The organism is Paenibacillus sp. sgz302164, from assembly GCF_056120505.1.
The window spans coordinates 270,971-288,525 of record NZ_JBVYOL010000006.1; the positions used below are offsets into that span (position 1 = coordinate 270,971).

The 17,555-nt window shown below is 54.5% G+C and carries 23 protein-coding genes; 3 read left to right on the plus strand and 20 right to left on the minus strand.

The genetic code is table 11. The features are described from left to right. Positions 1-63: 63 nt before the first annotated feature. From AC0LWT_RS12460 to AC0LWT_RS12550, 19 genes are all read right to left on the minus strand, one after another. Positions 64-960, minus strand: a complete 897-nt coding sequence (locus AC0LWT_RS12460; RefSeq protein ID WP_474681685.1) for a polyprenyl synthetase family protein — start codon at positions 958-960, stop codon at positions 64-66. A gap of 1 nt (position 961) precedes the next feature. Beyond that, positions 962-1,222: an exodeoxyribonuclease VII small subunit gene (gene xseB, locus AC0LWT_RS12465; protein ID WP_474681569.1), complete on the minus strand. Its 261-nt coding sequence runs from the start codon at positions 1,220-1,222 to the stop codon at positions 962-964. Next, the gene (gene xseA / locus AC0LWT_RS12470; protein WP_474681570.1) at positions 1,212-2,579 is read right to left on the minus strand and encodes an exodeoxyribonuclease VII large subunit; all 1,368 of its coding nucleotides are present in this window, start codon (positions 2,577-2,579) and stop codon (positions 1,212-1,214) included. The genes xseB and xseA overlap by 11 nt, the downstream gene beginning before the upstream one ends. Positions 2,580-2,588: 9 nt before the next feature. Beyond that, positions 2,589-3,455, minus strand: coding sequence for a bifunctional methylenetetrahydrofolate dehydrogenase/methenyltetrahydrofolate cyclohydrolase FolD (gene folD / locus AC0LWT_RS12475; RefSeq protein ID WP_474681571.1), 867 nt, complete (start codon positions 3,453-3,455; stop codon positions 2,589-2,591). Between the two features lie 57 nt (positions 3,456-3,512). Next, positions 3,513-3,968, minus strand: a complete 456-nt coding sequence (nusB, locus tag AC0LWT_RS12480; RefSeq protein WP_474681572.1) for a transcription antitermination factor NusB — start codon at positions 3,966-3,968, stop codon at positions 3,513-3,515. 110 nt (positions 3,969-4,078) lie between these two features. Then, complete coding sequence (locus AC0LWT_RS12485) at positions 4,079-4,306, minus strand: DUF2273 domain-containing protein (RefSeq protein ID WP_474681573.1); 228 nt, start codon at positions 4,304-4,306, stop codon at positions 4,079-4,081. A 14-nt stretch (positions 4,307-4,320) separates the two neighbouring features. Continuing rightward, complete coding sequence (gene amaP / locus AC0LWT_RS12490) at positions 4,321-4,881, minus strand: alkaline shock response membrane anchor protein AmaP (protein ID WP_474681574.1); 561 nt, start codon at positions 4,879-4,881, stop codon at positions 4,321-4,323. Between the two features lie 64 nt (positions 4,882-4,945). Beyond that, positions 4,946-5,359: an Asp23/Gls24 family envelope stress response protein gene (locus tag AC0LWT_RS12495; protein WP_474681575.1), complete on the minus strand. Its 414-nt coding sequence runs from the start codon at positions 5,357-5,359 to the stop codon at positions 4,946-4,948. 195 nt (positions 5,360-5,554) lie between these two features. Further along, positions 5,555-6,913 carry an acetyl-CoA carboxylase biotin carboxylase subunit gene (accC, locus tag AC0LWT_RS12500; protein ID WP_474681576.1) on the minus strand — a complete coding sequence of 453 codons (1,359 nt, stop codon included), beginning with the start codon at positions 6,911-6,913 and terminating at the stop codon, positions 5,555-5,557. Between the two features lie 26 nt (positions 6,914-6,939). Then, entirely contained in the window at positions 6,940-7,437 is a 498-nt protein-coding gene (gene accB, locus AC0LWT_RS12505) for an acetyl-CoA carboxylase biotin carboxyl carrier protein (protein WP_474681577.1), read from the minus strand. A gap of 175 nt (positions 7,438-7,612) precedes the next feature. After that, positions 7,613-8,425: a SpoIIIAH-like family protein gene (locus AC0LWT_RS12510; RefSeq protein WP_474681578.1), complete on the minus strand. Its 813-nt coding sequence runs from the start codon at positions 8,423-8,425 to the stop codon at positions 7,613-7,615. A gap of 66 nt (positions 8,426-8,491) precedes the next feature. Next, positions 8,492-9,127 (minus strand): stage III sporulation protein AG, encoded by a 636-nt coding sequence (spoIIIAG, locus tag AC0LWT_RS12515; protein ID WP_474681579.1) that lies wholly within the window; start codon positions 9,125-9,127, stop codon positions 8,492-8,494. Between the two features lie 48 nt (positions 9,128-9,175). Beyond that, complete coding sequence (gene spoIIIAF / locus AC0LWT_RS12520) at positions 9,176-9,901, minus strand: stage III sporulation protein AF (RefSeq protein ID WP_474681580.1); 726 nt, start codon at positions 9,899-9,901, stop codon at positions 9,176-9,178. A gap of 112 nt (positions 9,902-10,013) precedes the next feature. Further along, the gene (gene spoIIIAE / locus AC0LWT_RS12525) at positions 10,014-11,159 is read right to left on the minus strand and encodes a stage III sporulation protein AE (RefSeq protein WP_474681686.1); all 1,146 of its coding nucleotides are present in this window, start codon (positions 11,157-11,159) and stop codon (positions 10,014-10,016) included. Between the two features lie 84 nt (positions 11,160-11,243). Continuing rightward, the gene (spoIIIAD, locus tag AC0LWT_RS12530; protein WP_474681581.1) at positions 11,244-11,633 is read right to left on the minus strand and encodes a stage III sporulation protein AD; all 390 of its coding nucleotides are present in this window, start codon (positions 11,631-11,633) and stop codon (positions 11,244-11,246) included. A gap of 12 nt (positions 11,634-11,645) precedes the next feature. Beyond that, on the minus strand, positions 11,646-11,849 hold the full coding sequence (spoIIIAC, locus tag AC0LWT_RS12535; protein ID WP_029197158.1) for a stage III sporulation protein AC: 204 nt from the start codon (positions 11,847-11,849) through the stop codon (positions 11,646-11,648). A gap of 60 nt (positions 11,850-11,909) precedes the next feature. Next, entirely contained in the window at positions 11,910-12,434 is a 525-nt protein-coding gene (spoIIIAB, locus tag AC0LWT_RS12540) for a stage III sporulation protein SpoIIIAB (protein WP_474681687.1), read from the minus strand. Positions 12,435-12,440: 6 nt separating this feature from the next. After that, a complete protein-coding gene (spoIIIAA, locus tag AC0LWT_RS12545) occupies positions 12,441-13,445 on the minus strand; it encodes a stage III sporulation protein AA (protein WP_474681582.1) in 1,005 nt (334 codons plus the stop codon). Positions 13,446-13,517: 72 nt separating this feature from the next. After that, positions 13,518-13,784 (minus strand): YqhV family protein, encoded by a 267-nt coding sequence (locus AC0LWT_RS12550; protein WP_474681583.1) that lies wholly within the window; start codon positions 13,782-13,784, stop codon positions 13,518-13,520. A 350-nt stretch (positions 13,785-14,134) separates the two neighbouring features. Between AC0LWT_RS12550 and comA the strand changes: the two genes are divergently transcribed. From comA to AC0LWT_RS12565, 3 genes are read left to right on the plus strand one after another with little or no spacing between them, the layout of a single operon-like run. Further along, complete coding sequence (comA, locus tag AC0LWT_RS12555; RefSeq protein ID WP_474681584.1) at positions 14,135-14,941, plus strand: phosphosulfolactate synthase; 807 nt, start codon at positions 14,135-14,137, stop codon at positions 14,939-14,941. 3 nt (positions 14,942-14,944) lie between these two features. After that, the gene (locus AC0LWT_RS12560; protein ID WP_474681585.1) at positions 14,945-15,673 is read left to right on the plus strand and encodes a 2-phosphosulfolactate phosphatase; all 729 of its coding nucleotides are present in this window, start codon (positions 14,945-14,947) and stop codon (positions 15,671-15,673) included. A 56-nt stretch (positions 15,674-15,729) separates the two neighbouring features. Next, positions 15,730-16,194: a DUF441 domain-containing protein gene (locus tag AC0LWT_RS12565; protein WP_474681586.1), complete on the plus strand. Its 465-nt coding sequence runs from the start codon at positions 15,730-15,732 to the stop codon at positions 16,192-16,194. Here AC0LWT_RS12565 and AC0LWT_RS12570 read toward each other — a convergent pair whose 3' ends face one another. After that, positions 16,195-17,451, minus strand: coding sequence for an aspartate kinase (locus AC0LWT_RS12570; RefSeq protein ID WP_474681587.1), 1,257 nt, complete (start codon positions 17,449-17,451; stop codon positions 16,195-16,197). Positions 17,452-17,555: the final 104 nt, after the last annotated feature.

Sequence of the window (17,555 nt, forward strand, 5' to 3'; positions counted from 1 at the left end):
CAAAATGCTAAGTTTGCACCATTATAACATAAAATGGAGCGCGACGTACTATATCGGCGTTCGCTAGTGATCCCTTTGCATCAAATAATCCGCCAGCTGCAGCAGACGGGCGGGATTCGGCAGCTGCGCTTTCAACAACGCTTCTTTGCCTTCGGCGGTCAGCTGTCTCACTTTTTGCTCCGAAGCTTCGATCCCGATGAAATACGGGTACGTCACCTTTTCCTGCTTCTCATCGCTTTTAACCGGTTTGCCCAGTTTTGCTTCATCCCCGATGAGATCCAGAATATCATCCTGAATTTGGAAAGCGAGGCCGATGCATAGCCCGAACCGGCTAAGCGCGGCGAGCTGCTCTTCCGACGCTTCGGCAATGTGGCCGCCGGCGCGCAGGGAAAAGACGATCAAATCGCTCGTTTTGTGCGTATGAATATATTCAAGCTCTTCCAGCTTCGTGATGCCCTGCTCGCCCAGCATGTCGGCGGCTTGTCCGCCAACCATGCCCCGGGCTCCGGCAAAGATGGAAAGCTCTTCGGTAATGGCAAGTATGCGCTCGGCCGACGCGCCGTGAACCTTGCGCGCCTGCGCAACGCTGTAGAACGCATGCGTCAGCAGCGCGTCGCCGGCCAGAACGGCCATCGCTTCGCCGTATACTTTATGGTTCGTCGGCTTGCCGCGGCGGTAATCGTCATTGTCCATCGCAGGCAAATCGTCGTGAATCAGGGAATACGTGTGAATCATCTCGATAGCGCAGGCGACCGGAAGCGCCGCTTCCTTCGAACCTCCAAGCGCCTCTGCCGCTGCCAGGACGAAAATCGGCCGCAGCCGCTTGCCCCCGGCCATCAAAGAGTAATTCATCGATTCCCGCAGCGGACCGGGGACTTGCCACTGGGCAGGCAGCGACTCAGCGAGCGCCGCCTCCACTTTTTCCGCTTCTTCGGTTATATAGTCGCGTATCGTGCTTATGTTATTCAACCGAATTCCCCTTATCCTCCAAGGCCGGTTGGAAAGGCTTGCGGGTGACGCCCGCTTCCCCTTCCACCAACATCTCGATTTTCTTCTCGACCTGCTCCAGCTTCAAGCCGCACAGGTGGGAAAGACGAACCCCTTCCTGATACAGCTCGATCGCTTTTTCCAAAGGAACGTCCCCGCTTTCCAGCTGGCCGACGATGCGTTCCAACTGCTCGATCGCCTGCTCGAAGCTGAGTTCCGTTTCGCTATTTGACATCCTCGATCTCCTCCATACCCCATACGTGACAATCCAGCTTGCCGTCCGACAGCCGGATTTTGATAACGTCCCCGATCTGCACCTGACGGGTGGAACGGATCAGCGTCCGCTCCTTCTCGTCGTACGCCAGATTGTAGCCGCGCTGCATGACTTTCAGCGGGCTGAGCGCGTCCAGATGGCGGACGCCGGACTGCCACTCCTGCTTTTTGACGCGCAGGAGGCTCTGCATCGCCGTGTCCAGCTGCCGGCCGGCTGTAACCAGCCGCCGCTTCGCATACACGGCCTGCTCGCGCGGATCGAAGCCGGACAGCTTGCGCTCCAGCTTCATGTGGCGCTCGGCAGCGCGGGCAAGCCGCTGCCGGATGCGGTAACCGAGCTGCTCCGCCAGCCGGTCGAGCCGCTGCGCAGGCTGCATCAGCAGCTGCCTGCGCGGGTTCGTCAGGAACGGGGAGCGCTTCGCGCGCTCCAGCCGTTCCTGCTTGCGGCGCAGCTGCTGGAGCAGCCCGTAATGCAGCCTCTGCGCATGCTGCGACAGCTGCTGCTTCAGCTCGAGGTGGTGCGGCACCGCGAGCTCGGCCGCCGCCGTAGGCGTCGGCGCTCTGAGATCGGCGACGAAGTCCGCGATCGTGAAGTCCGTCTCGTGGCCGACGGCCGAGATGACGGGAATCGCGGAGCCGACGATCGCCCGCGCGACCGCTTCCTCGTTGAACGCCCACAGCTCCTCGAGCGAGCCGCCGCCGCGGCCGACGATGAGCACCTCGGCTTCACCGAGCCGGTTCATCGCTTCGATCGCCTTGACGATCGAAGGCGCCGCCTGCGCCCCCTGTACAAGCACCGGGTACAGGAGAATCGGGATCGACGGGTAGCGCCGCTGCAGCGTGATGATAATATCGCGGATAGCGGCCCCCGTCGGAGACGTGATCACGCCGATCGCGCGCGGAAACCGGGGAATCAGTTTCTTGCGCTCCGCCGCGAACAGCCCTTCGGCTTCGAGCTTCTTTTTCAACTGCTCGAAGGCCAGATACAAGCTGCCGATGCCGTCAGGCTGCATCGCCGTCACATAGAATTGGTACGCTCCGTCCCGCTCGTACACCGAAATGTTGCCGCGGGCGATGACCCGCGTGCCTTCCTTCGGCATAAACGCAAGCTTCTGGTTATGCGAAGCGAACATGATGCTTTTCAGACGTCCGTCCGCATCTTTCAGCGTAAAATACATATGCCCGCTGGAATGATGCGTAAAGTTGGATATTTCGCCGCGCACCCACACGTCCTGCAGACGGGGGTCGCCCTCCAGCGCCATTTTGATATAACGGTTCAAATCCTTGACGGATAAGATTTTCGCCTCGTTTTTAGCCATAACTTCGCGCTACACGCTCACATTCGCTTGAGCGGCGCGCTGTGCGGCGTCAACGGTGTTGCGCAGCAGCATCGTGATCGTCATCGGGCCGACGCAGCCGGGAACCGGCGTAATCGCCGAAGCGATCTCTTTCACCGCTTCAAAATCGACGTCCCCGGTCAGCTTGCCGTCAGCAGGGCGATTCATCCCGACGTCGATGACGACGGCGCCCGGTTTGACGTGATACGCTTTGATCAGATGCGCCTTGCCGACGGCGACGACAAGAATGTCCGCCTGCTTCGTAATCTCTTCCATATTCGGCGTGCGGGAGTGAACGACCGATACCGTAGCATGCTCGCGCAGCAGCAGCATCGCCATCGGCTTGCCGACGATATTGCTGCGGCCGACGACGACGGCGTGTTTGCCGGCGATTTCCACGCCGGTGCGCTTCAATATTTCGATGACGCCGTGCGGCGTGCAGGGCTTCATGCCGTCTTTGCCGATCATCAGGTTGCCGACGTTGACGGGATGGAAGCAATCGACGTCTTTGGCCGGATCGATTTCATCGACGACCGCTTCTTCGTCAATATGCTTCGGAAGCGGAGACTGCACGAGAATCCCGTGTATCCGGCTGTCCGCATTGAACTTGTGAATCAGGTCGATCAACTGCTCCTGCGTCGTGCTTTCCGCCAAGCGGTGCACTTCGGAATAAATGCCCACATCGTCGCAGGACTTCGCTTTGTTTCTTACATATACTTGCGAAGCCGGGTCTTCCCCGACGATGACGACGACGAGGCCGGGCTGATGGCCTTTGGCGGTCAGTTCGGCGACTTCAGCTTTAATTTCCTCACGAATCGAGCTTACGAGTTCTTTTCCATTAATTACTTGTCCGGACATGCAGGACTCCTCCTCCAACGAAATCGATGATGTGTATGAAGACGCAGCGCCTTCCAATCAATGCGCAGGCTTGCTTTTGATGTTTGCCAGTTCCTTGATCATTTTGCCGAGTACTCCGTTGACAAACTTCCCGGATTCTTCCGTGCCGAAATGTTTCGCGAGCTCGATCGCCTCGTTCACGACGACTTTCGGCGGCACATCCTCGCGGTAAATCATTTCGTAAACCGCAAGCCGCAGCACTTCGCGGTCGATGCGGGACAGCCTGTCCATTTGCCAGCCTTTCAAATACTCTTCCAGCACTTCGTCGATCCGGACCTTGTTGACGGTTGTCCCCTCGACCAGCTCATAAATATAGGCCGGCGAAATTTTCTCGTCGGCGACATCGAGCTGCGCTTCGTTGTCATGTTCCGCTTCATGGATGGCGTTCTCGACGGCCTCCTTCGGAGACGCCTCATTCATCTGTATTTGGTATAAACTTTGTAGCGCAATTTCCCTTGCGACCCTGCGTTTCATTCATGTCCTCCTAAAAATTCGGGTATCGTATCCGAATCATTGCTTTTCCTCTAGTATACGTCATTCGTGAATGAATCCAAACAAAAAAATCCATGGAAAACCCAAGGATTTTAGCGAAACATTCTCCATTTTTGCGTGAGATAGCGCCAAATGTCTTCGAGCACCGGAAAGCCTTCCCTGCGGTCGAGCCTGTTGCCGACATACAATCCAAGCAGTACGATACATGCAAAAATGAGCATGTTCCAAAAACCGAAAAACAAATAAATAAAGCCAAAAAATACGCCCAAGCCAGTTCCGATCGTCTTGCCCCTATGCTGCTCCCACAGCTCATTCCACATGGGTGGGTTCACCTCTATTCGACACGGCTTTTAAATGATGGAGCGGACTGCACGATGTTGGCAACGTATACGGTTACGGAAGCTACCGGGATGCCGGTAATTTCCTCAATATGCCGTTTCACGTTGTTCTGCATCTCTTCGGTCAGGTCGGGAATGGAGCTTTCCCCGTCTACCACGGTGCGGATCAACAGTTCCAGACCGGATTGGCTGACCCGGACGCGGGCCCGCAAATCTTTGACCCCTCTCGTGCGCCCGGCCGCTTTCAAGGAAAGATTCTCCACCGTTTCGATGGAAATCCGAATGTCGCCCACCTCCGTACGCTGATCGATGGACGGGGATTGGGAGCGGCTTCTGCGCAGCGATATGTATAAAAAGCGAATGCTGATGAGCAGCACGATGAGGCTGACGGCTATCGCTGTGTAAGCGTAGTTTTTATCAAAATAAAAACTGCTGAGCACGGCATCGGCCTGTTCTTTCGGAATCCAGCTGCTTGCCACGGATAAAACGGCGATGGAAACGGCGAATATGATAAGGCTGTACAGGAATAACAGAAGCCTGTCTGCAATTTTACCCACGAGAGCTTGTCCCCTTCCTATGAAGAAACCCCCTGCAACCTGTAGGGGGCTTCAAATGATCCGCTTATTTCACTCGTTGCGCGGCCGGCGACTCTTCTTCGACCGGTTTGTCGTTCGATTTGAAATGGACGTCGTGGATGTGTACGTTCACTTCCACTACATTCAACCCTGTCATCGATTCAATCGCCTGCTTGACATTTTGTTGAATTCCGCCGGCCACTTCCGGGATTCGATTTCCGTATTCGACAATAATGGAGACGTCAATGGCGGCTTCGCGCTGCCCCACTTCAACTTTTACGCCCTTGGACAAGTTCTTGCGTCCGAGCAATTCGGCAATTCCGCCTGCCAGACCGCCGCTCATCCCCGCTACTCCCTGCACTTCAACCGTTGCCAGACCGGCAATGATTTCAATAACTTCAGGGGCAATTTGGATGCTGCCCAAGTCTGTCTTGACGTAATCCGGAGCGATTGTGGTCATTGTGGCACCTCCTAAAAATTTTCGCCAGAAAACCGGCTTCGTAAACATTTGCGCTGCACAGGCGCGAAAGTATAACCGGCCTCGTCAGCATGTATCAATTTTATCGTGTTTGGGATAAGCTGTCATAATAAAATACTATACCATTTCGCCGATTATATGACAAACAAATGTCTGGGAGTCTGTCTGGGCAGACTCCTAGGATTCCGGATCGTTCACATCGTGTTCTTCCAAAAATTTGATGTCGTGGTCGCCCTGGATAAATTTCTTGTGCTCCAGCAATTTTTGGTGAAACGGAATTGTCGTATGCACGCCTTCGACGGCGAACTCCGTGAGCGCCCTTTTCATCCGGGCAATCGCGTCGTTGCGGTCGGTTCCCCACACGATCAGCTTCGCGATCATGGAGTCATAGTGCGGCGGAATCGTATAGCCCGGATATGCCGCGCTGTCCACCCTGACGCCGAAGCCCCCCGGAGGCAGGTAAAATCTTACTTGTCCGGCGGAAGGCATGAAGTTCTTGTTCGGATCTTCCGCATTGACACGGCATTCGATAGCCCAGCCGTTGATTTTGACATCATCCTGGGAGAACGACAGCGGATTGCCTTCGGCGATGCTGATCATCTCTTGGATAATATCAATTCCCGTGATCATTTCCGTAACCGGATGCTCGACCTGAATTCTCGTATTCATTTCCATGAAGTAGAATTGACCGTCCGGAGCAAGCAAAAACTCCAGCGTTCCCGCACCGGAATAATTCACGGCCTGCGCTGCGCGTACCGCCGCTTCCCCCATCGCTTTGCGGATTTCCGGGGTCAAAATCGGACATGGCGCTTCTTCGACCAGCTTCTGCCTGCGGCGCTGCACCGAGCAGTCGCGTTCGCCCAAGTGCACGACGTTGCCGTGCTTGTCCGCAAGAATTTGAATTTCGACGTGCTTCATGCCGGTCAAATATTTCTCCAGATAGACGCCTGAGTTGCCGAAAGCGTTCTGCGCCTCCTGCTGTGCGGTCGCAATTTGCTGAACGAGCGTATCCTCGTCCTCCGCAATGCGGATGCCTTTGCCGCCGCCGCCGGCCGTAGCCTTGATAATGACCGGATAACCGATATCTCTGGCGATGCTCAGCGCGTCCTCGATGTTCTCTACCAGACCGTCGGAACCGGGAATGATAGGCACTCTCGCTTCTTTCATCGTCTGCTTGGCGACGGACTTGTCCCCCATCCGGCTGATCGCATCCGGGGAAGGTCCGATGAACGTCAGATTGCAGCTCTCGCAAATCTCCGCAAAATCGGCGTTCTCCGCCAAAAATCCGTAGCCGGGATGAATAGCGTCACACTCCGTTAGCGTAGCTACGCTCATGAGGTTCGTGAAATTCAAATAGCTGTCTTTGGACGCGGTCGGCCCGATGCAGTAAGCTTCGTCGGCAAGGCGCACATGCAGCGCTTCGCGGTCGGCTTCCGAATAAACGGCGACCGTATCGATGCCGAGCTCTCTGCAGGCCCGAATAATACGAACGGCGATCTCTCCGCGGTTCGCGATAAGGATTTTATGAAACTTCATGGTTTTCCCTCCTGAACAAAACGCGCTTACTCCGGTCTGACCAAAAATAATGGTTGGCCGTATTCGACAAGCTGGCCGTTTTCGACGAGCACTTCAACGATTTCGCCTTTGATTTCCGCTTCGATCTCGTTCATCAGCTTCATCGCTTCCACGATGCATACGACCGTTTTGTCGACGACTTTGGAGCCGACGCTGACGTAAGGAGCGGCGCCCGGGGAAGCAGCCTGATAAAATGTGCCTACCATCGGGGACACAATTGTGTGAACGGACGGGTCGTTCTGCTTCGCGGCCGGAACGGACTGCACGGACGCGGTCTCGGCGGCAGGCGCAGGCGCCTGGTGGACAACGCTGGCATGTCCCGCTTGCGCGTATGTATGCTGAACAGGCGCAGCAACCAATACAGATTCCGTTTTATTCGGCTTACGAATCGAAAGTCGCGATCCTTCGTTTTCGATTTCAAGCTCTTGTAAATTGGATTGATCAACCAGCTTGATCAGCTCTTTGATTTCACTCAATTTGAACATTAAAGTCACTCCTTCAAAGTTGGTGAACCTTTAACACGGGCACGTAACCTATGAAAGCGGGCTACTTCACCCGCAACGTTAGTATTATACCCATAAACGCAAGAAATGGAAAGAGTCCAGTTTCGCGGACCCTTTCCGGCGGATTGCGTCATTTTTTGCGGTTTGACGCCAGAATCTATGGACGGACGTATTGAATCTTAATATTTTCGGGAGCAGCGCCAAGCTCTTTCATGACCATGTCCACGATCGTAACGCCCTGGCTTTTTTCAAGTTTGCCGCTTTGCACCGTCACTTTCCAGGCGTTGCCTTCCTGCGTCACGATCGCCTGCGAATAATCTTTCATCAGCATCCCTTCCAGGTTCTCGATCTTGTCGTAGTCGCCGGACAGCTTCTCGAGGTCGTTGTTCGCTTTGGCTACGGCTTCCGGAGTTTGATTTTTGTCCGTGATCAGATCCAGCAGATCGGAAGATTTTTTCGTGTACGCTTCATGACGTTTCAACTGCTCGTTCGTAAAATAGTCGCTGGCCGATGTCGCTTTCGACTGCTCCTCGACCTGCTGCAAAATTTTCGCGTCCGCGCTTTGCTTGGCGTCACCGGATGCGTCGGCCGATGGTTTGGCATCTGTTTTCGCGCCTGTTTTGGCGTCAGTCTTCACATCCGTTTTCGCGCTCGTTTGCGGGTTCGTTTGCGGGTTCGCCTTGGCATCTGTTTGCGTATTTGTTTGCGTGCTAGTTTGGGCGTTTGCTTTTGCGTCCGTTTTGGCATCTGTGCCGGCAGCGGCTTTTGTGTCCGTTTTGCCTGTATTCGCGGCGGCTGCGCCCGGGTCGACCTGGCTCATGTCGATTTTGACTTCCTGCGGCTTTTTGACGTTTTCTGTCGAAGCGACATCCAGCTTGTTCACGTCTTCGGTAAACAAGTAGTAAGCGGACAGCACCACCATCAGGCTAAGCATGGATACGAGCCAAATTGTTTGTCTTTTTGCGTTCATTGAAAATTCCTCCTTGGATATTTGAAATTGGGTATGATGAATGAAATGGTTGAACAGTTGCAGCGTTTAACCTGTTTTTCTCGGCAAAATCGAGATTTTATGGGCGGGAACGTCCAGGCCCCGCTCCACCGCTTCGGAAATCATTTTTTTCACGGTCAAATTTTCCGCGCCCCTGGCGACGACGATAACCCCTCTGATTTTGGGTTTGATATATTTGAGCACGAGCGGCTTCTGGTCCCCCGAAACCTGGTAGATGACCACTTCCCCGCTCCGCGTAACCTGGGAGATGTTTCTCGTAGCGCCATTCGTATCGCGCTCGGTCGTCATTTGCTGGCTGTCGTTGTAGTTTTTATCGACGGTCACTTCTTCCGTGGATTCGATCGTTACCAGCACTTCCACATCGCCGACGCCGACAATTTTTTGCAAAATTTCTTTCAACTGCGCGCCGTAAGCTTCCTCGTAATCGTGAAAAGCGGAATTTTCTTTCGGCTGGCTGCCGAGAAACGTCGTTTGGTTCGGAGGCGGAGAGGCTCTGCCTTCGTTAATGGGATCGGCATCTTTTACGGTTAAAAAAGAGTTCAGAATCATCAGCGCAGCTCCCGAGAGACCAATCAATACGACCCACAGGATTGTATTTTTGCGTTTGGGTCCTCCGGGACCTCCTCCGAATTTCTGCTCCATCCATTGCAGCAATGTTCCCATCCGTTCACCCCGCTTCGTTTCGTGAATGTGCCCCTCGCCCGTGCGCTGTTACAGCTTGCCCGCATCGGTTAGAATGCGGATGCCGATTTGCGCCGGTTTTATTTGCCAGTCACGGCTGATTCCTTGAATGAGCCGGTCGCGTTCCTGCTGCAACCGCTGCGGCAGCGGCTCCTGCCCTTTGCTTGCCGGCGCGGACTTGCCGCCGGCTTGAATGTCGATCCGCACCGGATCGACGGGCTTGACCGGCTGCATCGCGGCGATGCTGCCGTCTTTAGCCCCGGGCTGCGGCTGCCGCTTCGCCTCTATATCATGAAGGGTTACCCTGACATCGGTAATGATGGGTTTCCCGTTATTGTCGATTTGAGCGCGCACTTGAACGTCGCTGACGGCGAGATCCGTTTGTTTTTGCAAATCTTCCTTCATCAATTCGGCCAGCCGGGTTTGGATCAGCTGCACGGACTGTTTGTTCCCTTCGGCCGCAAGCTTTTGCGCTTCGCGCGTAATGTCGTCAAGCGATTTCATCAGGTTTTTCCCGCCGCCAGCCTGCAGGGCGGCTTCGCTCTGCCTCGTTTCGGCCGAGGCAAGCAATTGGTCGACGCTCCAATCTTTGCGCAGCAGTTGGACGACCGGCGAAAGCAGCGTCAGCAGGATGAACAGGCTGAGCACGGTTTTGACATAGCGCTGCATCGTATTGCTCGGCAGCAGCAAATCTGCGAAGGTCGCAAGCAAGATGACCATGATGACGGTTTTGAGCCATCCGCCTAACCAGTCCATGGGAGGTCCTCCTGAGCATCTTTTTCAAACATACCGACCGTCAGACTCCTGGGAGTCTGTCCGACGGAGTTACTTTTGTGCATACCTTCTGCGTGGTTCATCGGACAGACTCCTAGCGCATCATGACCGACACGTTGCTGATTGCGATCATGATCGTGATCGCCAGGAAAAACATCAGTCCTACCGCAGCGAGCGCGGCAAACACGTACACCATGCTTTTGCCGATCGTCTGCAGACAGGCGATCATCGGGCTGTCGCCGATCGGCTGCATCATTGCGGCGCTTAGGTTATATATAAAAGCGAGCGTCAATATTTTGATCGCCGGGAAGGCGCACAGCAGAATGAGGATGATGACGCCGACGAGCCCGATCGCATTTTTGACGAGCAGCGAAGCGCCAATGACGGTTTCGGTGGCGTCGGAGAACAGCCTGCCGACGACGGGAATGAAATTTCCCGTAACGTACTTGGCCGTCCGGATCGCGACTCCGTCCCTGACGGCGCCTGCGGTGCCCTGCACCGATATGACGCCGAGAAAAACCGTTACAAACACGCCAAGCAGGCTGAGGCTGACCGTCCGCAGCAAATTGGCCAGCTGCGTCACTTTGTACCGTTCGCTGAGCGAACTGACGATGTTCAGTACCGCCGAAAAGAACAGCAGCGGAAACACGAACACATAGATGGCGGTGCCGATCGAATGGACCATGAAGATGATCAGCGGATGCAGGATCGCAACCGAGGTTACGTTTCCCATCGAAGCGAGCAGTGTCAGCAGCAGCGGAACGATAGCGACCATGAACTGGATCATCGACGTGATGGCTGTCTTGGCATAGCCGATAGCAACGCTGAAGCTGTTGATCGCGATAATAATCAAGACCATGTAGGCGATGGAGTATCCGAGCTTGCTGACCGTATTTTTTTCGAACGAGCTTTGCAGTGTCTCCAAAATCATGCTGAACACGGTTAAAATCACGATGGAGGCGAGCAGTTTGCCGTTAACAATCACTTCATGGAACACATAATTCAATAGTCCCCGGAACAGGCTGGATACGCTGATTCCTTTCGTCCCCAGCAGCAAGTCCATAAAGCTGGGCGTCTTGCTTTCCGGGAAATAGCCGCCGTATTCTTTCATCAGCTTATCCCAATACTGCTCGACCTGATCGGTGTTCAGATGGCTGGCCTGCTCTTTAATCAGCGTATCCGCCGGAGAGTAGGCGTTTGACGTGCCCGTCCATCCGAACCAGAAGCTGGCCAGCAAAATCACAAATATCGTCCATCGGTTGTCGGGCGCGCGGCGCAGGGCGGGTGGGATCACTGGGTTCAGCTCCTTAAGCGTTGCTGCGCCTTAAGCGGGCAGCAGTTTGACGACCGTTTCTATAATGACCGTTATGATCGGAATCGCCATCACCATAATCAAAATTTTGCCGGACAGCTCGATTTTGGAAGCGACGGATTCCTGCCCGGCGTCCCGGACGATTTGGGCGCCAAATTCGGCGATGTAAGCAATGCCGATGATTTTCAGTATCGTTTTCAGGAAAACCATGTTGACACCGGACTTTTGCGCCAAATTCTCGAGCATTTGGATGACCGCCGATATTTTGCCGATCAGGAACAGGAAGATCATAATTCCTGCAAACGCTGCGAGCAAAAAAGCGAACATCGGCTTCTGCTCTTTAATAATGAGCGATAGTATCGTAACGATAAGCCCCAGACCGACGATTTGAATAATTTCCATAGCGAGGTCCGCCTACTGAAAAAGGAATATCGTTTTGATTTCTTTAAACAAGTGATCCAGCATGCTGACGACCATGAACAGCACGACCACGAAGCCGATTACCGTCACCCAATGCGCCATATCCTCTTTGCCCATCTGCTTGAGCACCGAATGAATCATCGCGATGATGATGCCGATGCCGGCGATCTGGAAAATGGCGTTTACATCTACGTTCATTCCGGGCACCCCACTCTGTTGACAACTGATAAAAGCTTGGCGAATGTACCGCTGCATCTTTTAATACATCAAGATCACGATTAATGCTCCTATCAGGACACCGAGGCTTTTCCACATTTTTTCGTACCTGCGCTGCTCTTCTCTCGCTTCCGTTTCCTCAGCCTGCAGTTGGCTGACGGCGAGCCGCAGATGCTTCACCTGATCTTCGCGATCGGAGATTCCGAGCACCGATCCGAGTTGAAGCACGATCTCCTGCTCGGGCATTTGCAGCGAAGTCCGCTTCCATACGTCCGTCACCGTTTGCCGCCATATTTCACGCGCGGACATTCCCGTTCCGTCCGGGGATGCAAGACGCTGCGCAGTCAGCCGAAACAGCGAGGATACGGGCTCGGCAAGCTGCTTGCTGAGCGACAGGAACGCGTCGGGAAGCGGTGTGAGCGCAAACACGATCTCGGTTTCCATCCGCTGCAAAGCTCCGATCAGCAGCCGAATTTGCCTGGGGCGTCTGGCATAGTGGGCGGCTTGCAGAAAACCAAGCAGAGCGGCGGCTCCGAGGATGAGCACCGATCCGGCAAACTTCAGCATCATCGATCATCCTCTTCCCGTTCGATAGGCTTGGAGCTGTCTTCCGGAACCGTCCAGCACCCGAAACGGCGCGTTACCCTGCTTGCGTCTTCCCAGCACGACATATCTGGCAAATACCCCCTCGTCCAGCAGCTGCCTCATAACCGGCCGGAGCCGCACATCCTCATAGTCGGCGCCATGAGCGGTCGCGACCAGCCGGATGCCGGCGTGGACCGCCTCGTGGATCGCCGACGCATCCTCGGGCCGGCCGATTTCATCGACGACCAGCACGTCCGGTGACAGGGAGCGGATCATCATCATCATCCCCTCCGCTTTGGGGCAGCCGTCAAGCACATCCGTGCGCGGGCCGAGATCGAACCGCGGAACGCCTCTGACGCTGGCCGCCAATTCCGAACGCTCGTCGACAACGCCGACTTTGCGTCCGATCCGGGCCGGCGGTTCATGTGCCGCCTCCCTGACAGCCGAACCCCAGTCGCCCCGGCTCACCAACCTCGCTAGATCGCGGACGAGCGTCGTCTTTCCTTGCTGCGGAGGTGAAATAATGAGCGTATGGTGGATGCTTTGCAGCGCGGGATCGAACAAGTACGGCATCACCTCTTTGGCGGCCCCTTGGACGTCCCTCGCGACCCGGATGTTAAAGGAGCTTACGTCGCGGATTTGCTTGACCTGCCCCTGCTCGAGCACCGTCCTCCCGGCCAGTCCGACCCGATGGCCTCCGGCAACGGTAATGTAGCCCCGGCGCAGCTCCTCCTCGAACGTGTACAAGGAATGATTCGTCAGCATTTCCAGAAGGGACCGGCAGTCCGCCTCGCCGGGCTTGTAGGCTGCCGCTTCGTCGTATACCAGTTGGCCCCGGCCGTTCAAAAACGCGTACTTGCCGCAAAAGCCGATCTCAAGCGGCCGCGACTCTCTCACCCTGATCTCTTCCACGCCCTGTTGAACGTCTGCCGGAAGCTGCGCCAAAATCGTTTGCAGCGAGCGGGGAAGCAGGTTTATTATCGAATCCAGCATAGTGGGCCATGCCTCCAGGTTGTCCAGTCTTCTCTATTCATTTGTATGCCTGATAGAAAGAAATATGACAGTTTACTTTTTTAATATGCCTATGAAAATGCAGCTTACACCCGCAATCACCCATAGCATTTTGCCAAATGATAGTTTTTCGGCAATAGCTACTAGACCGATAGTCGTTGTCGTCAAAAGTACTAGAGGACCTACCAAAGCCAGTCCCGTATTGACCAGCAAAGCTTTATCCACCTGATTCAACCGGATCATCAAAATCGCCGCAATGATCTCGATGCTTCCCGACATCAACCTCAGCGACGCCATGCTCAGAACAATTTTGTTGATCATGCCTTCTTGCTTCCCTCCTTTAAAAAGGGCATCCTCCTTGTGAACCCGGGCTGAAGCTGCAAAAGCGCAGAGATTGGAAAAAAGCCGGAGACGATACTTTTGTAAAGCCGTTTCTACCGCCCGAAGGCCAGTCCAATAAGGAAACGGCTTTACAACGGGAGTCGGAGGTTTTTTCAAATCGCGGAGCGCCCCGATGCAGCTTTCAAAAGAGGTTCAACGGCTGCTAACCCTTTTTACCCTACCTTATGCGGGCTCGTCTGATTTTAGGCATAGTGGGCACCACCCCAATCAAAAATGCATATGATGAACTCAGAAATGAACCTTAACAGGATAGCGAGGAGATAGATCCCATGGAAGTGACCTCTCAACTGAAATGGAACCCGGTTCTGGTCGACCCCTCAGGGCGGAGACAGGCCAAACCGAGGACGCTCGGAAAAACGATGGTAATCGACAAAGGGCTGGGCATGAACGCCTTTGAGGATTTGCTGAGCGCTTCCGGCGATCATGTGGATATGATCAAGTTCGGATTCGGAACCTCGCCTCTATACCCTCAGCAAATATTGAAAAAGAAAATCGAAATGGCCAAAGCTGCCGGCATTTGCGTCTATCCGGGAGGCACGTTCCTGGAGGTAGCTGTCGCCCAGGATGCGGTCGATTCTTTTTTTGATATGGTTATCGCGCTCGGATTTACCGGACTTGAAGTGTCCGACGGAACGATCAGCATGGATCGGAGGCTTAGAAACGAATTGATCCTGCGGGGGCTGGAGGCCGGTCTTGAGGTCTTTACCGAATATGGCAAAAAAGGCTGGGGGTCATCGATCGAGCTTGAGGAGCTTATCGAGACGGTAACGCTGGATGCGCAGTTCGGCGCGGAGCTTGTGACGATCGAAGCCCGGGAATCCGGGATGGGCGTGGGCATTTTTGACGAACAGGGGAACTGCAAGGACGAGGAGCTGCATAAAGTGCTTTCCGCGATACCGGGGCGGCACCTGCTTTTGTGGGAAGCGCCGCTGAAACACCAGCAGGTCCATTTGCTGCAGCTTTTGGGCCCTGACATTCATTTGGGCAATATCGCGACTCCGGACATTATTTCTTTGGAAGCATTGCGGAGAGGGCTTCGCTCCGATACGTTGTCCTTCGGTGCCGGGAAGGATTGAACCATGCAAATCGATGTGGTCGCGAGCGTAGGCGAAGCCAGGTCCGATGAATTCATCCATAAAACGGTCGTCGTGATCGATGTCCTTCGCGCTACCAGCACGATGATTGCAGCTTTAGCCAACGGCTGCATCGCCGTCGTCCCTGTGGAAACCGTGCTGCAGGCCAAAGAACTGCAAGGGCAGGGAGACCTGCTCGGGGGCGAGCGCTTCTGCAAAAAAATACCCGGCTTCGATTTCGGGAATTCGCCGGGTGAATATACGCCGTCCGCCGTCGGCGGCAAAAAAGTGATTCTGACGACGACCAACGGCACGCGCGGCATTCAAAAGGCGATGAAAGCGGACCATGTGCTGGCGGGTGCGCTGATTAACGGAAGAGCCTGTGCGGCTGCCGCGGCGGAGTTCAAACGGGACGTCGTGCTCGTGTGCGCAGGCACGCAGGACGTGTTTGCTCTGGAAGACGGGCTTTGCGCCGGCCAGCTCGTCACCGAGCTCATCGGCTTGATCGGGGATAAGCATACGCAAATCAACGATTTCGGGCTCGCTATGATGAACTGCTACCTGCACCTGCAATCGAACATAACGGAAACGCTGCTGAAAACCTCAAACGGCAAAAGATTGTGCAAGCTCGGGTTCCGCGACGATATCGCGTTCTGCGGGGAGTCGAATACGTTTGCCACGGTGCCCGTTTTGCAAAATGACCGGATGGTTCCCCATAGCCCCATCGTGTTCTAAAACAAAGCCCGACTCATAGACTAGGATTGACTACTCATGAGACAAGGGGTTTTGGCATGAACGGCGACTTGTTACTGGTCATTCTTATTATTATCGGGCTGATCGGCCGATCGCATATTATTACGACGGCCGCCTGCATCCTGCTTGTCGTGAAGCTGATCGGGCTCGACCGCTACCTGCCGACCCTGGAGCGGCGGGGGCTGGAATTAGGCCTGCTTTTTTTGACCATGGGGGTACTCGTCCCTTTTGCAAGCGAGCGCATCTCCTTCAAGGACATCGTGTCCGTATTTACGACCTGGCCCGGCCTCATTGCATTGGCGGGAGGGGCTATCGCGACTTACATGAACGGCAAAGGACTGGAACTATTAAAAATAGACCCACAATTAATTGTGGGCCTTGTCATTGGATCGATATTCGGCATTGTATTTATGCGCGGTATTCCGGTAGGACCTCTCATGGCCGCCGGAATCACGGCGTTTTTGCTCAAGGTGGCTTACTTTCTTGCCGATAAAATCAAGTAGCTATCTCCGATCCTGCGGTCCGCCGACGAACGCCTGCTCCGTAGTGTCCAAGCCGTACGCCGTATGCAGCGCGCGGATAACGTCGGCCAGATGCGTGCCGTCGATGACGCAGGACATTTTGATCTCGGACGTGCTGACCAGGCTGATGCTGACGCCAAGGTCGGAAATGACTTTGAACATCGTTGCCGCAACTCCCGGCGTGCTGACCATGCCGGCGCCGACGATGGACACTTTGACGAGATTCACTTCGGAAGTCACTTCGCGGAAGCCTATTTCGCCTTGAATTTTCCCGATCACTTCAAGCGCTTTTTCCCGGTCGGACAAGGACGTCGTGAAAGAGAAATCGGCCGAACCGTCGATGACGCCGCTTTGCACGATAATGTCCACGTCGATTTGCACGTCGGCAAGCGCCGTGAACACTTTGGCCAGTTGCCCCGGCTTCTCCGGTACACCGAGAATACTGATTCTTGCTACATTTTTATCGTAAGCGATGCCTCGAACAACGATTCCTTGCTCCATCACTGCTTCCTCCTTCACGTTGGTACCTTCATTGTAAGTAAAGCTGGAACGCACCACGAGGGTTACGTTGTAATTTTTGGCATACTCAACAGCACGCGGATGAAGCACGGCTGCACCGAGGTTAGCCAGCTCCAGCATTTCGTCGTACGAAATCTCGTTAAGCTTTCTGGCTACTTTCACAATTCGCGGATCTGTGGAATATACGCCGTCAACGTCCGTGTAAATTTCGCAAAGATCAGCCTTGATCGCGGCAGCCAGCGCCACTGCGGTCGTATCCGATCCGCCGCGGCCGAGCGTCGTAATTTCCCCTGCTTCCGTCATGCCCTGGAAGCCGGCTACGATGACGACATTTCCTTGCGCAAGGGCGTCGCTCACCCGTTTCGGCTGAATATCCGTAATTCTCGCTTTCCCGTGAACCTCTTCGGTATAAATACCGCTTTGCCAACCGGTATACGAAACGGCCTTTTCCCCAAGGCTATGTATCGCCATCGACAATAAGGCTACCGATACTTGTTCGCCTGTTGTCAGCAGCATATCCATTTCCCGGGCAGGTGGAGCGCCGTCATAAATTTGCCTGGACAGGTCGATCAAATCATCGGTTGTATCTCCCATCGCCGAAACGACAACGACGCAGCTGTGACCCGCCTGTTTTCGTTCTACGATTCTTTTTGCAACACGTTTCATTCGCTCCGCATCTCCGACAGAGCTGCCGCCAAATTTCATCACAATAAGAGACAAAGCTGACCCACTCCTAACGCATCAAATAACATAACAATTCAATATTATAGCATAAACCTGATGAAATGTGGGAGATAACGTAGATAAAACACGAATAAATATGA

Coding starts and splice junctions, on each gene's coding strand:
- AC0LWT_RS12510 (WP_474681578.1), bottom strand. CDS start 8,425: ATGAACGCAAAAAGACAAACAATTTGGCTCGTATCCATGCTTAGCCTG.
- AC0LWT_RS12560 (WP_474681585.1), top strand. CDS start 14,945: ATGCAAATCGATGTGGTCGCGAGCGTAGGCGAAGCCAGGTCCGATGAA.
- nusB (WP_474681572.1), bottom strand. CDS start 3,968: ATGAAACGCAGGGTCGCAAGGGAAATTGCGCTACAAAGTTTATACCAA.
- spoIIIAC (WP_029197158.1), bottom strand. CDS start 11,849: ATGAACGTAGATGTAAACGCCATTTTCCAGATCGCCGGCATCGGCATC.
- xseB (WP_474681569.1), bottom strand. CDS start 1,222: ATGTCAAATAGCGAAACGGAACTCAGCTTCGAGCAGGCGATCGAGCAG.
- accC (WP_474681576.1), bottom strand. CDS start 6,913: ATGAAGTTTCATAAAATCCTTATCGCGAACCGCGGAGAGATCGCCGTT.
- spoIIIAD (WP_474681581.1), bottom strand. CDS start 11,633: ATGGAAATTATTCAAATCGTCGGTCTGGGGCTTATCGTTACGATACTA.
- AC0LWT_RS12495 (WP_474681575.1), bottom strand. CDS start 5,359: ATGACCACAATCGCTCCGGATTACGTCAAGACAGACTTGGGCAGCATC.
- spoIIIAB (WP_474681687.1), bottom strand. CDS start 12,434: ATGCTGAAGTTTGCCGGATCGGTGCTCATCCTCGGAGCCGCCGCTCTG.
- spoIIIAF (WP_474681580.1), bottom strand. CDS start 9,901: ATGGACTGGTTAGGCGGATGGCTCAAAACCGTCATCATGGTCATCTTG.
- spoIIIAA (WP_474681582.1), bottom strand. CDS start 13,445: ATGCTGGATTCGATAATAAACCTGCTTCCCCGCTCGCTGCAAACGATT.
- spoIIIAG (WP_474681579.1), bottom strand. CDS start 9,127: ATGGGAACATTGCTGCAATGGATGGAGCAGAAATTCGGAGGAGGTCCC.
- AC0LWT_RS12485 (WP_474681573.1), bottom strand. CDS start 4,306: ATGTGGAATGAGCTGTGGGAGCAGCATAGGGGCAAGACGATCGGAACT.
- comA (WP_474681584.1), top strand. CDS start 14,135: ATGGAAGTGACCTCTCAACTGAAATGGAACCCGGTTCTGGTCGACCCC.
- AC0LWT_RS12565 (WP_474681586.1), top strand. CDS start 15,730: ATGAACGGCGACTTGTTACTGGTCATTCTTATTATTATCGGGCTGATC.
- xseA (WP_474681570.1), bottom strand. CDS start 2,579: ATGGCTAAAAACGAGGCGAAAATCTTATCCGTCAAGGATTTGAACCGT.
- folD (WP_474681571.1), bottom strand. CDS start 3,455: ATGTCCGGACAAGTAATTAATGGAAAAGAACTCGTAAGCTCGATTCGT.
- AC0LWT_RS12550 (WP_474681583.1), bottom strand. CDS start 13,784: ATGATCAACAAAATTGTTCTGAGCATGGCGTCGCTGAGGTTGATGTCG.
- accB (WP_474681577.1), bottom strand. CDS start 7,437: ATGTTCAAATTGAGTGAAATCAAAGAGCTGATCAAGCTGGTTGATCAA.